The sequence below is a fragment of the Prosthecobacter sp. genome (genome assembly GCF_034366625.1).
In the GTDB taxonomy this organism is placed as follows: Bacteria; Verrucomicrobiota; Verrucomicrobiia; order Verrucomicrobiales; family Verrucomicrobiaceae; genus Prosthecobacter.
On sequence record NZ_JAXMIH010000008.1, the window covers coordinates 315,677 to 331,376 of the forward strand.

Genomic DNA, 15,700 nt, shown 5'->3' on the forward strand with positions numbered 1-15,700 from the left:
GTTAGAATGTCGTGCGCCGCGTTGCTTTTCGTGATTCTCAAAAAAGTTAGAATTCTCCGCGTCGCATCTGGATTCTGACAACCGTCTGTATCAACATTTTTCCCTTTTATTCTCAATGTTTGGCAAACTTTTCGGCTTCGTCGCCCAAGATATCGGCATCGATCTCGGCACGGCAAACACCCTCGTCTATGTAAAAGATCACGGCATCGTCCTCAGAGAACCCTCCGTGGTGGCGGTTAAGACCGGCACCAATGAAGTGGTGGCTGTGGGCGATGACGCGAAACGCATGCTCGGACGAACTCCGGGCGGCATCACGGCCATCCGTCCTCTCAGAGACGGTGTGATCGCCGATTTCCGTGTGACGGAGGCGATGCTGCGCCATTTCATCCGCAAGGTGCAGGGCGGCGGGCGCAAGATGCGCGGGCCGCGTGTGGTCATCGCGGTGCCCTCCGGCATCACCGAAGTCGAGAAGCGCGCGGTGAAGGAAAGTGCGGAGCAGGCGGGTGCGCGTGAAGTTTACCTGATCGAAGAACCGATGGCCGCCGCGATCGGCGTGGGTCTGCCGGTGCAGGAAGCAGCGGGCAACATGATCGTCGATATCGGCGGTGGCACGACTGAAGTGGCGATCATCTCGCTCTCCGGCATTGTTTACAGCCGCAGTGTGCGCGTGGCGGGTGATGAGCTCGATGAATCGATCATCAATTACATGAAGCGTGCTTACAACCTCATGATCGGCGAGCGCACGGCGGAAGAAATCAAGCTGCGCATCGGCTCCGCTTTCCCGCTGGGCAAGGAAACGACGATGGAAGTCAAAGGACGCGACATGGTGGCCGGTTTGCCGAAGACGATCACCATCACGAGCCAGGAAGTACGCGAGGCGATGCTCGAGCCGCTCAACGCGATCATCGACGCGGTGCGCACGACTTTGGAACGCTGCCCGCCGGAGCTTTCCGCCGACTTGGTGGACCGTGGCATCATGCTGGCCGGTGGCGGCGCGTTGCTGCGTGGCCTGGACAAGCTGCTGCAGGAAGAAACCGCGCTCCCCGTGCATGTGGCTGAAGATCCGCTCAGTGCTGTGGGTGAAGGTACCGGACGTGTGCTTAGCGAACTCGAATTCCTGCGCAAAGTGAGCACAACAGAAGTTTGATGCCCGTTCCGCGTTGCCCGGTGTCTGCTTGAAGGCGTTCGCCGAAAAGCGCCACACCCAGCCCGGAGGAAAGGCCTACCATGAAAAAGCTCAACATCCTCGCGCTTCTCATCTTCGTGGCAGGGCTCGTCTCTGTGTTCACGTTTGACACGGCGACGACACGGCAGATTCAGGCTCGCGTCATGAGTCTGTTGTCGCCGTTCATTCATTCCAGCGCGGCAATGGAGCAGGCGGCGGATGCCGCGGTGGCGCCGCAGATCAATCCAGTCGAATTGAAACGTGAGAATGATGATTTGCGCGTGCAGGTGGAGCGTCTGCGCATCGTCCAGCAGAAGTTCAATCAAAGTCTCGAGGAAAATGCGAAGTTGCGGCAGCTTATTGGATTCAAGCAGTCGGCCCCCTTCAAGATGACAGCAGCCAAGGTGATCCGCCGCAGTTCCAGCACCTGGTGGAACAGCTTGATCATCGACAAAGGCTCGCTGGATGGCATCGGCACCGACAGTCCAGTGATCACATCCGTCGGCCTGGTGGGGAAGACTTCCACACTGGCCCCGCATCTGACGAAGGTGATTTTGCTGACGGATGAAATGTGCCGCGTTTCGGCCAAAATCGAAGGCACGCTGGAGCAGGGCATTCTGGCGGGTGAACGTGCGGCGCTGGAGGTGCGCCCCGAGCTGCACCTGCGCTTCCTTAGCCGCAACGCGAACATTAATGCGGGCGCGAGCGTGTATTCCTCCGGCGAAGGCGGCGTGTTTCCTGAGAATCTGCTGCTGGGCCGCGTGAAGCGTTTTGAGAACCGGGAAATATCTGGAGAGGCCATCGTCGAACCCGCCGTTGATTTCTCCACCCTGGATCATGTTTTTGTGATTGAAATGCAGGCCGTCGAGCCCGCGCCGGAACCTCCGCCGCCGCCGGCCAACACCAAGCCCTGAGCCGCCATGCTGTTTCACCCGATCTCCATCATTTTGCTGCTGCTCACCTTCATGGTGCAGGAGTTCATTCCTGGGCTGGAGATCGCTCAGTTCGCCACGCTGTTTCTGCCGGCGGTGTTTTTCTTCAGCGCCTCCGTGGCCGCGCCGTTTTCGATGATGCTGGTTCTTGCGTTCATCACCGGCTTCATCTGGGACGCGCGCCATCTGCCGGGCGTGGTTGAGGGCTTGTCGGGCGCGGAGGATGTCTTTGGCACGGGCGCGGACGTGGAGCTGGGAGCCGGCAGTCATCCGCTGCCGTTTGGTCTCTCCATCGTCCTATTTGCCATGCTCGGCACGTTGATGCAGGGCATCCGCCCGTTGTTCAAGCGCGGACGCCTGGAACTGCCCGTGCTCATGGTCGGCGTGGCCACCTTCCTGTGGCTGCTTTCGCAATATCTCATCATCACGTTCCTGCGTGGCTCCCTGCAGTTTCCAGGCGGTGTGTGGTCAAAGATGATCACTGACACCCTGCTTGCGATGCTTGCCGCGCCGCTCATCTTTCTGCTGCTCTATTCACTGGCCCGCCTGTCGAGCTATGAAATCAAATACGAAGGCCTGAGGTACCGCTTCGATGGTCGTTAAATACCACTTCCGTCTCTATCTGTTCACCCTCGCCATGCTGTGCGGGTTTGGACTGCTTGTGTTCCGGTTGTGGTCGTTGCAGATCGACCGCCGGGAGGAGTTTGCGAAGATGATCCCCGGGGCGAAAAAAGAGCGCGCTCGTATTCCCGGCCCCCGGGGGGAGATCAAAGATCGCAACGGCGTCGTTCTGGCCACGAACAAGGCCAGCTTCGAGGTGCGCATCAACCTCGCGGAAGTCGTCACAGAGTACAAGCGTGTCGCCAAAGTGCTCAAGACATCCATTCCGGAAATCACCTTCGATATTGTCGAAAGAGGCATCAGGCGGCAGAAGCCCGAACTCGACATCTACAAGATCTTTGAGGAGACGATCACCGCCCGCATGCGCGAGATGGGTGTTCACAAAGACTACTCCGTGGATTCGCTGCGGGTGCATTACCGCAGTTTTGGTGGTGCGGTGCCGTGGGTGTATCGCGACGACCTCACCTTCACCGAGTTCAGCCGCATTGCCGAGCATAATCTCGGACTGCCCGGCGTCACCGTCGCCGAGCGTGCTTCACGTGTGTATCCGCTCAAATCGCTCGCCTGTCACATCCTCGGTTACGTGCGCCTGCCGGATGATCAACGTGCCTCCGCCGAGGATCGCAAAGGCTGGGACTATTATGTGCCGGATGATTTTGGCGGCGCGGGGGTGGAGAAGAGTTTCGACAACTATCTGCGCGGCAAGCCTGGTGTTCGCATCATGCAGCGCGACCAGCGTGGCAGGCCCGTCGGTGAGGTTTACGAGGAGTATCAAGAACCACGCAAAGGCAGTGATGTTTACCTCACGATTGACGCCCGCATGCAGATCATCGCTGACAAGGCGTTGCGAGATGGCAAGATCGGACGTGGGGCTGTGGTCGTGATTGAACCGGCCACGGGCGAAGTTCTGGCGACGGTTTCCGTTCCCTCCTTTGATCCGAACCAGTTCATTCCGAGCATCCAGCAGTCCGACTGGGACGCTCTGCTCGAAAATAAAACCATCCCACTGCTCAATCGTGCGGTGAAAGGTCACGCGCCCGGTTCCACCTTCAAAATTCCGATCTCCTTTGCCGGTTGCCTGGCCGGGATTCAAAAGAGCCACTTCAATTGCAGCGGCAGCGTCACTTATGGGAACACCCCCATGCAATGCTGGATTCAGCGTCAAAGCGGCGGCTCACATGGCACTCTGGGCCTCAGCGATGCCATCATGAAGTCATGCAACTGCTTCTTCTACCGCTATGGCAATGCGGCGGGCATCGCCAACATCACCAAGGTGGGAAAAATTCTCGGCGTTGGCGACAAAACCGGTATCGAGCTTGAGGACGAAGATCCCGGTATCCTGCCCAATCCTGATTGGTTACGCGCGCATCGCCCGGCCGAGCGCTGGAGCGATGGTTATACCGCCAACACCTCCATCGGGCAGGGCATGGTGCTCGCCTCACCGCTGCAAATGGCCGCCGTCACCGCCACCGTCGCCAATGGCGGCAAGTCTTGGAATCCGCATCTGCTCAAACGCGTGATGGATCGTGATCAGGTCGTCCTCGACAATCCGCCCAGCCTGCGCGGTGATCTTTCCCAAAATGTGAAGGCGGATGAGATCGAGATCATTCGCAAAGGCATGTGGAAGGTCGTCAACGATCCCGGCGGCACCGGCAAATCCGCGCGCATCACCGGCGTCGAGGTCGCGGGGAAGACCGGTACCGCGCAGAACTGGCGGCGTGATCAGCGTGGCGTGAAACTCGACGACAATCATACCTGGTTCATCAGTTTTGCCCCCTATCAGAATCCGAAGTTCGCGGTCTGCGTGCTCGTCCAGAATGGCAAATCCGGCGGTGGCTGTGCCGCACCGGTCGCCCGGCGTGTGCTGGAGCAGTGTCTGGCGCTCGACAACGGCACCTTCACAATGGCCGTCGAGGCCCTGCCGGCAGCGGAAGGTCATTTCAATCATATTGCAGCCGTCCAATACGCTGATGCCGCGGTGCCAGAGGTGCCCGGCGCGGATGAGGATGGCGACGTGGGCGCGGGTGCGTCCACGCCAGAACCGGTGGATGATGCCGCGCCGCGTGTGAACGCGACGCCCAACATCAAACGGAAGGCCGATTCAGCGGGATCGGCGGGAAGCAGCTCCGGACAGAATGTGCCCCAGGCCGTGCCAGTGCGCAGGGTCGGTATCTTCAACCGGGGAGGCTCCCAGGAAACCAAACCATCCGAACCCGCCCCCAGCGGCGGCGGATTTTTCCGCAAGCTCTTCCGCTGAAGAGCCGCACCATTTCAGGGAGACTTATCACCATGGCATTGACCTTCGTTCAAAGAATCAAAGAACTGCTCACCGGCAAACGCGACATCAAAAGCGGCGTGCGCCTCGTCATCAACTGCGAGAAACTGGAGAACCGCGTCGCACTGCTCGACAAGGGCGTCGTCGAGGAATACAACATCGAGCGTGTCGGCACGAACAGCCTCATCGGCAGCGTCTTCAAAGGCCGCATCCGCAACATCGAGCAGGGCCTCAAGGCCATGTTCATCGACATCGGCTTCGACAAAAACGCCTTCCTGCACTTCTGGGACGCCATTCCCGCCGCGCTCGACGCCGGCCTTGAAGAGATCAACCGCGGCGGCAGCAAAAAGAAGAAGCGCATCGAGGCCAAGGACATCCCGACGCTTTATCCCATCGGCTCCGAGATCATGGTGCAGGTCACGAAAGGTCCTGTGGGCAACAAAGGGCCGCGTGTCACCACAAACATCTCCCTCGCCGGTCGTTTGCTCGTCTTGATGCCGCTCAACGACACCTGCGGCATCTCCCGCAAGATCGAAGACCCGAAAGAGCGCTCACGCCTCCGCCGCATCATCGAAAAAATCAGCCTGCCCGAAGGCATGGGCATCATCCTGCGCACCGAAGCCTCCGGCAAACGAGCCCGCCATATCGTGCGCGATTTGAACATCCTGCTCGACGAGTGGGACGAGACCGTCGCCAAGCGCGACGGTCAAAACGCCCCCGTCTGCTGCTTCCAGGAGCCTGATCTTGTCGAACGCACCGTGCGTGACTTCCTCACCGAAGACATCGACGAAGTCGCTTGCGACGATCCCGCCACCGTCGAACGCATGCAGCGAATGGCCGCGCACATCTCCGGCCGTGCCAAGCGCCGCATCAACCACTACCAGGGCCAGAACGCCATCTTCGAGCATTACGGCATTCAGAAGCAGATCGACAACGCCTTCTACCGCCAGGTGTGGATGCCCTGTGGCGGCTACATCGTCATCGACCAGACCGAGGCACTCGTCTCCATCGACGTCAACACCGGCCGCAACAAAGGCCACAAGGATGTCGATAAGCTCCTGCTCGAAACCAACCTCGAAGCCGCCGCCGAAGTCGCCCGCCAGCTCCGCCTGCGCAACATGGGCGGCCTCATTGTCGTCGATTTCATCGACATGAAGCACCGCCGCGACCAGCAGGCCGTGTACAAGCTCATGATTGATCACCTCAAGCGTGACAAGGCCAAGACCCAGGTGCTGCCCATCTCGCAATTCGGCCTCATGGAGATGACCCGCCAGCGACTTAACGAAAGCCTCGGCACCACGCTCTACGAAGCCTGCCCGTACTGCAAAGGGCACGGCCAGGTCAAAACCCCGCTCACCATGAGCGTCGAACTTCAGCGCCGCCTCGTCAGTGTTCTTGGCCGTGCCAAGGACGACCAAAAGAGCCTCATTGTCGTCGTGCATCCCGAAGTCCTCGCCCGCCTCAAAACCGAAGATGGCGAACTCCTTGTCGATCTCGAACGCAAGTACCAGGCCCGCCTCACCTTCCGCAGTGATCCCGCCTTCCACCGTGAGCAGATCACGCTTGCGAATGCGACCACGGGCGAGGAAATCCGGCCCTGATCGCGGTTTGCATCAAGGTTGCGAGTCCTTGCCGTCTTCGAGCAGTTTTTCGAGGTTGGCATCTGGTTTCACGCCTTTTTTGATCGCTTCGCTGTATTCGGCGCGGGCCTTGTCCCACTGCGGCGGATCCCAGGTGACGTAAAGCACGGACAGATTGAAGTGCGCTTCACCATAAGCGGGATCGATGGCCAGGGCGGTTTTGAACTCGCGCTCAGCACGTTCAAGCAGGCTCAACTTTGTGGCGATGATGCCGAGGTAATGCCTGCCGCTGGCGTTGTCAGGACGTTTGGCGAGACTTTTCTCGAAGTAGGTCATCGCATCCTTCCAGCGCTCCTGTTTGAAGTAGGTCACACCGAGCGCAAAAGAAGCGGGTTCGTTCACAGGATCGTAAGCCAGGGCTTTTTGTAGTGCCACCTCGGCCTCGGCGTGCTTGTTGTCACGCTGGCGTGCCATGCCCAGGCCGATGAGGGCGGTGACGTTCTTCGGTTCGGCACGCAACGCGTCCTGGTAGAGCTTCGCCGAGCCTTCAAAGTCCTTGTTCATGTAGGTTTCGTTCGCCTGGGTGATGAGCTTTTCGACCGAACCGGGCGCGGCAGGCGCCATCTTCTTGTCGCTGTCAGGCGTGGCATTGGCGATGAGCGTGGCCTGTACGCCCTTCGGGCCGAGCAGCTCCCGAACGACGGGATCGGAGAACAGTTTTTCCTCGTCTGGAGTGAGGATCATGCGTGCGTTTTTCAGCTCCTCGACCTGCTTGATGAGATCGTTCGAGGCGTTTTCCATTTTCTGCAGCTCGGCGATCATGAGATCCTTCGCCGCCTGCTGGCGGTGCTGGGTGCGGAGCTGGCGCATGATGATGGTGCGGAGCAGTTCGTTTTCCTGCGTGAGTTCGGGTGTGGCGGCGATCTTGGCGTCCATGCCGGACTGCACTTCCTTGAGCTGCTTTGTCAGCTCGGCCACCTGAGTTTGGTAAGCGCCACTCTCCTTGCGCAGTTCGGCCAGTTGTCCCTGCAATCCGGTGAGCTGGCCGCGCAGCGTGACGATCTCCTGGTCCTTGCGCGTTACATCGGCCTTCAACGTGGCGACCTGCTTTTCCACTTCGGTCAGTTCCTTCTTCAGGCGCTCGTTTTCGGCCACGAGGCGCTTCATTTCGGCGCTGCCGCTCTTCTTCTTCGCTTCATCCAGCTCCGCTTGCAAACCGAGGCTGCGGGCGCTGGCGGCATCGCGCTCCTTCACGGCCACTTCACGCTGTTTCGCTGCGTCATCGCGCTGCTGCATGGCAGTGTCGCGCTCCTTCACGACCTGGTCGCGTTCCTTGAGTATTTTGTCACGCTCCTGCTCCACGGCGGTGATGCGGGTGGAAGCCTCCACCAGCTTCTGCGAAGCCTCCTTCGCGGCATTCTCGGCGGCCATGAGGCGCTGGCCGGTTTTGCGCATCTCCAGGTCCACCGCCATCTTTTCCTCCATCAGCTTGTCGAGCTGCGCTCTGACCACGCGGCCTTCCTCCACATCCTTGCCCATCTGGAGGATGTTTTGTTCCAGCGCGGCGGATTTTTTGCCGAGGGCGTCGTTTTGCACGCGTGCGGTGGTGATTTCGCCGGAGGCCCATTGGTACCAGTTCTGCCATTTGCCGAGGTCGAGCTGCATCTGGTTGTTTTTCGTCTCCAGTTCCAGCATGCGTTGCTTGTACATGGCCTCCCACTGGCTCAGCATGTCGCCGAGGCTCGGCAAGGCGCCGGGTGCGGAGGGCATGGCCGGTGCGCCCGGCGCCAGAACGCCTGGGGCAGGAGGGGTGGCAAGGCCAGGCATGGGAGCCGGTGCCGGCGTCGGTGCAGGGGTGGCAGTGACGACGGCTGCTTTGTGTGAAATGGCCGTCTGTATCCGTGTCACCGCCTTCTGAATTTCCATCTGGCGATTCGCCCGGAACTCCGGCTGCCAGGCAGGATAGTTTTTTTCCACGGTGCCCAGAAGTTCTGCGGCTTGATTGAACTTGGTCAGCGCAAGGTCCAGCTCCCCGCTTTTTTCGAGCCGGACGGCTTCGTTGTTAATCGTAAACCCCCGCAGATAAATGTCTCCAGCCTCGTTGAGTTCTGCGGCAGATTGAGCATGCGACACCGGAACGACAGAGCCGAGCGCCGCCATGAGGGTGAGGACAAAAAGAAGACGATTCATGGAATTTTGGGGAAGGGGGCCGGAGTTTACCGTCTCGCGGGGGCCTTGTAAATGGCCTTGGAGGTCTGTCTCAAGCCTGCCGCCGCCGCAAAACGGCCACCCAGCGGTCCACGGACTTGCCGGGGGCGTCTTTGAGCGCACGGCTGGCCTTGTTCCGCCGGTTACTGACCACTTCCATGCCCAGCGACTCCAACGCCCGGAGCGCGAGCCGGTGTTCGACATCGAAATAGCTGGTGATGACCAGCATGCCGTCGGGTCTCAGTTTGGCGATGCCCTGATCGAAAATCTTCTTCCACAGCTCCTGTCCGTGCCAGAAGTTCTGGTGGCGCATGAAGACCATGTTGAAATCGTCGCCGAGTTCTTTGTGCTCATCGATCTTGGTGGCGTCTTCGATCAAAAACTGCGCGGGCAGATGGCGGTGTGTCTCACGCGCCTGCCGGATCTCGCGAATGCGGATGTCGGCACCGATCATCTCGACATCGCCGCCTTTGGTGAGTTCGGAGCCGACTTTGATTAAAGTCTCGGCCTCATCACATCGCCCGCAGGCGAGATTCAAAATGCGCATGTCCTTCTGCACCACCGGCAGATGCGGCGCGAGTGAGTCGTGCAGAAGCGATTTTAGCTTCGACATGTCTTCCTGGATGGCGTTCTGCGGCGCTGGCAGGTCTGAAGATAACGAAGTGGGCGAGTTCATGTCACTCCAGTTTGGAAAACACTCCGGCAGCCGCCTTCACGGAGATGCTTTGGTTTGCCGCGTAGGCTTTGGCGGCGGCCAGGCGAATGTCGGGCCGGGTACCGTTGCGGAGCCAGACATCGAGGGCATCGCGCAGCAGGAAAGAGCCGGGATACATGAGCTGTTCGGTAGTAAGCACAGGGCGGGCCTTCAAGGCCTCAAGATGCGGTTTGAAGTAGCTGCCGCTGAGGCAGCAGAGAATGATGGCGTCGGTGGGTTTGGTCGAGGCGTCGAGGATGGACACAGCGACAGGATCATCCATGAGGCCGTTATGGCCGATGAATGCCGTGAGATCGCTTTTGCGATCACGCAGGTTCGTGAAGAAGGCTTCGAGGCACTGGTGGATGTTTTTGCCACGCCACGCTTCGGCGATGAGAATGCAATCCTTTGATGCATGCCGGTAAGTGCGGCGGTCGAGGATTTCAGGAACAGGGTTTGCCTCGGCTTTTTCAAGCTTCCAGGTTTTGCTGCGACCGAAAATCGCTTTGAAGCCCTCTGAATTTCCCCAATACAGGTTTTCCTCCGCATCGTCGCCATTCCCAATCTTTGCAGGCACGGGTGCGATGCCCTGACTGGCGTTGTCGGCCAAAGCGACGAAGACGTGAATCCGCTTCGGTTCCGCAGCGGCATCGCCAACGCATGCGAACGCGCACAAGCAGATGGCGATGCTCCAAAGCTTCATGGCGTTACGATCAAAACTTCAATTCCTCGCCAAAGATCATGCGCGCGGCCTGGGCGACGTCTTTGTCACCGCGACCGGAGAGGTTGACGAGGATGATCTGATCCTTGCGCATCGTGGGGGCCACTTTGCGGACTTCGGCGATGGCGTGGGAGCTTTCGAGGGCGGGGATGATGCCTTCGACCTGGCTGAGTTCCTGGAAGGCGGCGAGAGCTTCGTCGTCGGTGGCGTAGTTGTAAGTGACGCGGCCCTGATCGTGCAGCCAGGCGTGTTCGGGACCGATGGCGGCGTAATCGAGACCAGCGCTGACGCTGTGGGTGAGTTCGATCTGGCCATCAGCGTTGGCGAGCAGCCATGTTTTGGTGCCTTGCAACACACCGAGGCGGCCGCCCTGGAAGCGTGCGGCATGGCGCTCGGGGATGATGCCATCGCCACCGGCTTCGACACCGGTCATACGGACATCCTTGTCATTCAAGAAGGGATGAAAGAGGCCGATCGAGTTGCTGCCGCCGCCAACGCAGGCGACGAGCAAGTCGGGCAGGCGTTCTTCACGTTCCAAGATCTGGCGGCGTGCTTCGATGCCGATGACGCGATGAAAATCGCGCACCATCATCGGGAAGGGATGCGATCCGAGCGCGGAACCGAGGATGTAGTGGGTGGTGCGTACGTTCGTGACCCAGTCACGCATGGCTTCGTTCACGGCTTCTTTGAGCGTGGCCTGGCCGGCGGTGACGGCGACGACTTTGGCCCCGAGGAAGCGCATACGGGCGACATTGAGCGCCTGGCGCTCCATATCGACCTTGCCCATGTAGATGACGCATTCGAAGCCGGCACGTGCACAGACGGTGGCAGTGGCAACGCCGTGCTGACCAGCGCCGGTCTCGGCGATGATGCGTTTTTTGCCGAGACGCTGGGCGAGCAGGATCTGCCCGAGGGCGTTGTTGATCTTGTGAGCGCCAGTGTGCAGCAGATCCTCGCGCTTGAGGTAAACTTTGGCCCCGCCCATTTTTTCGGTCCAGCGTTCGGCAAAGTAGAGCGGCGTGGGGCGGCCGACGTATTCGTGGAGCAAGCGGTCCAGCTCTGTTTGGAAGGCGGGATCGGCCTTGGCCTTCTCATAATGGTCGGACAGCTCGGTGAGAGCCGACATGAGCGTTTCAGGCACGAACATGCCGCCATACTGGCCGAAGTGGCCGTGAGTGTCTGGCATCACGGGGAGCGGAAGGATGGAGGCGGCGGTCATGGGGCAGTGAAGTTAGATCGAACGCTGGACGTTGGCAATGTCTGCGCTGCATTCCAGCAGGTTACGAGGCGCAATCAGGATTGGGTGTCATCGCCTTCAAGTGCGGCGAGTTTTTTTTCCAGTTCACGCACGCGCTCGATGAGTTCGGGAATGCGAGCCGGCAGAATGAGCATCTTGTGGCCTTCCATGAGCGGACGTGCGGGATAACCGGTGTAGGTGCCTGCTTCCGAAATACTTTTGGTGACGACGGATCTGGCCTTGAACATGACACGGTCACCGATTTTAAGGTGACCGATCACGCCGACCTGACCGCCCATGGTGACATAGTCACCAAGTTGGGTGCTGCCGGAGATGCCGGTCTGTGAGACGATGATGCAATTCTTTCCTAGAATGCAGTTGTGACCGATCTGCACGAGGTTGTCGAGCTTGCTGCCTTCACCGATCCAAGTGCGGCCAAAGCGCGCGCGATCGATGGTGGTGCAGGAGCCGATTTCGACATCGTCGTCGATCTGCACGATGCCGACCTGATCGATCTTCTGGTAGCGTCCGTTGACGAACTCATAGCCGAAACCATCGCTGCCAATGACTGAACCGCTGTGAAGAATGACTCGATTGCCGAGCACGCAGCGTTCCTTGATGACGGCATTGGCATGCAAGATGCAGTTTGTCCCCATGCGAACACCGCGGCCCACGAAAACCCCTGAATGAATGACGGTGCCGTCTCCAATGGCCACACCTTCCTCAATCACAACATGCGCGCCGATGCTGACTTTCTGCGGGTCAAACACAGCATCGCTGGCGACCACGGCGGTGGCATGAACCCCCTGCGTGATGGCCGGGCTGGGCGGCTCAAACCAACGGATGACAGTGGAGAAGGCGAGGGTGGGATTTTTGACGCGGATGAGAGCCAGTCCGTCTCGTGCATCCTGTGCGTCCAGGCCATCTTGCACGAGCGCTGCCGAGGCACGGGTGTTTTTGAGCGCAGGCAGGTAGCGGGCGTTGCCGAGGAAGGTCACTTCGCCCGGGATGGCATCTGTGATCGAATTCAATCCAGTGATGACATCATCAGTCGCTCCTTGGGAGAGTTGGCCGCCGACGAGTTCGGCCAGTTTCTGCAGAGTGATGGGGTTGCTCATGGACGCTGGATGGAGGATGGCGCTGAAAAACAAAAAAGGCACGTCGCACTTGTCTGCGGCGTGCCCGGAGGCAGGTGAGACCTGCGTCGCGATTATTTCTTCGCTTCGCCCGCCGCTTCTTTGGCCGGCTCAGCGCCAGGAGGCGGGGCGTTCTTGTTCAACTCGACGATGAGCTGGTCAGTGAGGTCGGCGGCGGCGCCTTCCTTGACGTGCAGAATGATTGGCACGGTGGAGAGGCTGACGCCCGTCTTGTCGAAGACGATGTCGAGTCCTTCGGACTTTGATTTGTCGCGAACGACGACGAGGATTTCCTCGTAGAGCCCCTTGCGGATCTGCATGTCTTCCTGTTTGAGCTGGGTCTGACGGCGCTCGGCGAACTCCTGCATCTCCATTTCCATGGAGCGGATTTCCTTCACCTTCTCACCGAGTTCGGCAGCGTATTTGTTGCGCTGCTCGGGGGTGATGATGGGATCCTGGGCCAGCTTTTGCAGTTTCTGGGCCTCGGTAGCGAGGTTCTTGTACACCGTCTGGCGTTCCTGCATTTCCTGCGCGGCTTTTTCGTAGTTGCCTTTGTACTTTTCAGCGGCGGACTTGGTTTTGTGGAACTCCTGAAACACTTTGGACATGTCGATCACGCCGATTTTAAGATCGGCGGCCTGGAGGGTGGTGGTGAGGGCGAGGAGGGCGATGAACGCGCTGCGAATCATAGGAATGTGGGTTTGAACGGGATTGAGGAGGCAGACAAACAAAATTGTCTGAAACAACGGGCTTGGAGCTTAGAACTTGTAGCCCATGTTGAATTGGAAGCGGCCTGAGCCGGAGAACTGGTCCTTGGACATCGGCACGGCGTAATCAACACGGATGGGACCGATGGGCAGGAAGAGACGCAGGCCGATGCCGACATCGGAGAAGATATTGCCACCGACGTCAAAGGCACTGGTGCCGACGGAACCGATGTCACCGAAGAAAACCACGCGGGGAGATTTATCGGAAACATTGGTGATATGGACGGGAATGGAAAACTCACTCGAAGCATAGATCGAGCAGAGTCCGCCGATCGGCTCACCAGTGGCGTCTTTGGGGCCTGCCTGACGGTAATTAAAACCACGCAGGTTGTTCGCGCCACCGAGGAACAGGCGCTCGAAGATGGGCACGCGGCTGCCGCCCCAGTTGTTGACGGTTCGGAACATGCCCTCAAAGCTCAGGATGGTGTCTGCCCACAGGTTGAAATACTGCTGGCCGCCAACATTGGCACCATAGGCCTGAACATCCCCCCCCAGGCCGGAAAGGAGCGTGCCAGCCTCGATCTTGTGACCGCTGCGGGTGATGAAGATGCTGTCGCGGGTGTCATGCACCCAGTTCACATCGATCTTGCTCTGGAGGTAGTCGCCCTGCTCCAGGAAGATGAGGGGGGACGCTCCCACATCGATGTTGTCGATCGAAACCTGCTGAAGCGTGTAGATGCCTTCGATGTAGGAGTGCTCGCCCAGCCGCCTGCGCAGTCCGGCCGAGGCTCCGGCATTGGTCTGATCATACCTGTTCGAGAGGTAGTACATGTTGTGGTAGAACAGTTCGATGGTAAGCGCCAGCTCACGGCCCATGAACCACGGCTCCGTCCAGCTCACACTCAAATCACGCCGGAGCGCACCTGCGCGGATGTTCGCATTGAAGCGCTGGCCGCCGCCGCGGAAGTCCTTCCAGTCACGGATGTCGAAGTTCGTCTGTGTCACCTGGATGAAGGCTGTGAGACTGTCGATGGAGCTGAAACCGGCGCCGAAGTTCACGGTTCCGGTGGATTGTTCCGCCACGCTGACATCCACATCTTTGAACCCTTCGTTGACGGAGGGAGTGTTGCGGAGGTCCACCGCGCTGAAGTAGTTCAGGTTTTCCAGGCGGCTTTTGCCGGCGGCGATTTTCACCGTGTTCAGCTCTTCGCCGGGTGCAAAGGGCAGCTCGCGGCGGATAACTTCGTCCTTGGTGACGGAGTTGCCGGAGATGTTCACCTTGCTGATGTAGGATTTGGTGCCTTCCGTGATGTGGTAGACCACGGTCACCTGTCCGGGGCCGGCTTCCAAAATGCTGGTCTCCACCCGTGCATCGGCGTAACCGCGCGAGCCATAGTAGTCCTGGATCATCTTTTCATCCGCCTTCACATAGCTGCCTACATAGGGGAATCCAGGCTCGGTCTTGATGCCTGGCGTCAGCGCCTCGTTGGTGAAGATGGTGTTGCCGGCGATGCTGACGCCCGACACGTCATATTTGGCGCCCTCATGGATCACAAAAACGAGATCCATCTCCTTGGCGGACACCGGCTCGCGTCGTACCTCGGTGACTTTTGCATACACATAACCCTCGTCCTGGAAGGCCTGCTCGACGCTCTTGATGTCCTCTTGCAAGTCCTGGTTGCTCAGCTTGCCTTTTTTGCCCCAGAGGTTCCAGATGTGGTGCTCCTTGGACTTGAGCTTGCCGCGTAATACGCGTGCCTTGATGGCAGTGTTGCCCTCAAAGCGGATGTCATGGATGATGCCGCGTGCGCCTTCATCGACTTTGAACACCACGCTGGAGAAACCTTCGCGGGCGGACGGGGCGATGTCATAGCTGACGATCACATCGGAGTAGCCCTTCTTTTCATACAGCTCCACAATCTTCTGCTGCGCGGCGGAAAGCTTGGAGTCATCCACGGGGTCGCCCACCTTGACCTCGATTTCCTTGCGCAGCTTGTCATTGTCAAAACTCGTGTTGCCCAGAAAGCCGATATCACTGATGCCACCACGTCCGGTGATCTCGACGATCACTCTCACGCCACCGGCCACGTCCACCGCACGGATGTCCAGGTTTTCCACGGCTCCCGTGCTGTAGAGCGCACGGATGTCACGCTCCACCGCTTCGTCCGTGAACGGCTGGCCCACGCGGGTGGACAACTGGCCGCGAATGCGGTTTTCGTCCAGCTTCACCGCGCCTTTGAAGATGATCTGAACATCCTTCACGATCTTTCTGGCTGCGGGAGCCGCCGGGATGCCTACCTGGGCCTGGACCTGCCCGGGGGAGGCGATCAAGAGTGTGAAGGCCGCCGCAGCAAAAAGAGCCAGGCGTGACTGTGTGAAGGATCCGTAATTCATGGGTGAGGGGAGGAGGGAGCGGGCGGGAAC

General features: G+C 59.3%; 12 protein-coding genes. 5 read left to right on the forward strand and 7 right to left on the reverse strand.

Annotation, left to right across the window (positions count from 1 at the left end):
- The first annotated feature begins 115 nt into the window (after window positions 1-115).
- The 5 genes from U1A53_RS09710 (at window position 116) to U1A53_RS09730 (ending at window position 6,594) form a co-directional block, all read left to right on the forward strand.
- Complete coding sequence (locus U1A53_RS09710) at window positions 116-1,147, forward strand: rod shape-determining protein (RefSeq protein WP_322280467.1); 1,032 nt, start codon at window positions 116-118, stop codon at window positions 1,145-1,147.
- A gap of 80 nt (window positions 1,148-1,227) precedes the next feature.
- Window positions 1,228-2,079 (forward strand): rod shape-determining protein MreC, encoded by an 852-nt coding sequence (gene mreC, locus U1A53_RS09715; RefSeq protein ID WP_322280468.1) that lies wholly within the window; start codon window positions 1,228-1,230, stop codon window positions 2,077-2,079.
- Between the two features lie 6 nt (window positions 2,080-2,085).
- The gene (locus tag U1A53_RS09720; protein WP_322280469.1) at window positions 2,086-2,700 is read left to right on the forward strand and encodes a hypothetical protein; all 615 of its coding nucleotides are present in this window, start codon (window positions 2,086-2,088) and stop codon (window positions 2,698-2,700) included.
- The gene (gene mrdA, locus U1A53_RS09725) at window positions 2,690-4,975 is read left to right on the forward strand and encodes a penicillin-binding protein 2 (RefSeq protein ID WP_322280470.1); all 2,286 of its coding nucleotides are present in this window, start codon (window positions 2,690-2,692) and stop codon (window positions 4,973-4,975) included. Before U1A53_RS09720 ends, mrdA begins: the two co-directional genes overlap by 11 nt.
- Before the next feature lie 32 nt (window positions 4,976-5,007).
- Window positions 5,008-6,594 (forward strand): Rne/Rng family ribonuclease, encoded by a 1,587-nt coding sequence (locus U1A53_RS09730; protein WP_322280471.1) that lies wholly within the window; start codon window positions 5,008-5,010, stop codon window positions 6,592-6,594.
- A 12-nt stretch (window positions 6,595-6,606) separates the two neighbouring features.
- On the opposite strand, the gene U1A53_RS09735 is transcribed toward U1A53_RS09730, so the two are convergent.
- The 7 genes from U1A53_RS09735 to bamA form a co-directional block, all read right to left on the reverse strand.
- A complete protein-coding gene (locus U1A53_RS09735; RefSeq protein ID WP_322280472.1) occupies window positions 6,607-8,763 on the reverse strand; it encodes a tetratricopeptide repeat protein in 2,157 nt (718 codons plus the stop codon).
- A 70-nt stretch (window positions 8,764-8,833) separates the two neighbouring features.
- Window positions 8,834-9,457 (reverse strand): class I SAM-dependent methyltransferase, encoded by a 624-nt coding sequence (locus U1A53_RS09740; protein WP_322280473.1) that lies wholly within the window; start codon window positions 9,455-9,457, stop codon window positions 8,834-8,836.
- 1 nt (window position 9,458) lies between these two features.
- On the reverse strand, window positions 9,459-10,178 hold the full coding sequence (locus U1A53_RS09745; RefSeq protein ID WP_322280474.1) for a hypothetical protein: 720 nt from the start codon (window positions 10,176-10,178) through the stop codon (window positions 9,459-9,461).
- A 10-nt stretch (window positions 10,179-10,188) separates the two neighbouring features.
- Window positions 10,189-11,415: a tryptophan synthase subunit beta gene (gene trpB / locus U1A53_RS09750; protein WP_322280475.1), complete on the reverse strand. Its 1,227-nt coding sequence runs from the start codon at window positions 11,413-11,415 to the stop codon at window positions 10,189-10,191.
- 74 nt (window positions 11,416-11,489) lie between these two features.
- Entirely contained in the window at window positions 11,490-12,551 is a 1,062-nt protein-coding gene (gene lpxD / locus U1A53_RS09755; RefSeq protein WP_322280476.1) for a UDP-3-O-(3-hydroxymyristoyl)glucosamine N-acyltransferase, read from the reverse strand.
- A 92-nt stretch (window positions 12,552-12,643) separates the two neighbouring features.
- A complete protein-coding gene (locus U1A53_RS09760; protein ID WP_322280477.1) occupies window positions 12,644-13,258 on the reverse strand; it encodes an OmpH family outer membrane protein in 615 nt (204 codons plus the stop codon).
- Between the two features lie 69 nt (window positions 13,259-13,327).
- Complete coding sequence (bamA, locus tag U1A53_RS09765; protein WP_322280478.1) at window positions 13,328-15,670, reverse strand: outer membrane protein assembly factor BamA; 2,343 nt, start codon at window positions 15,668-15,670, stop codon at window positions 13,328-13,330.
- Between the last annotated feature and the right edge of the window lie 30 nt (window positions 15,671-15,700).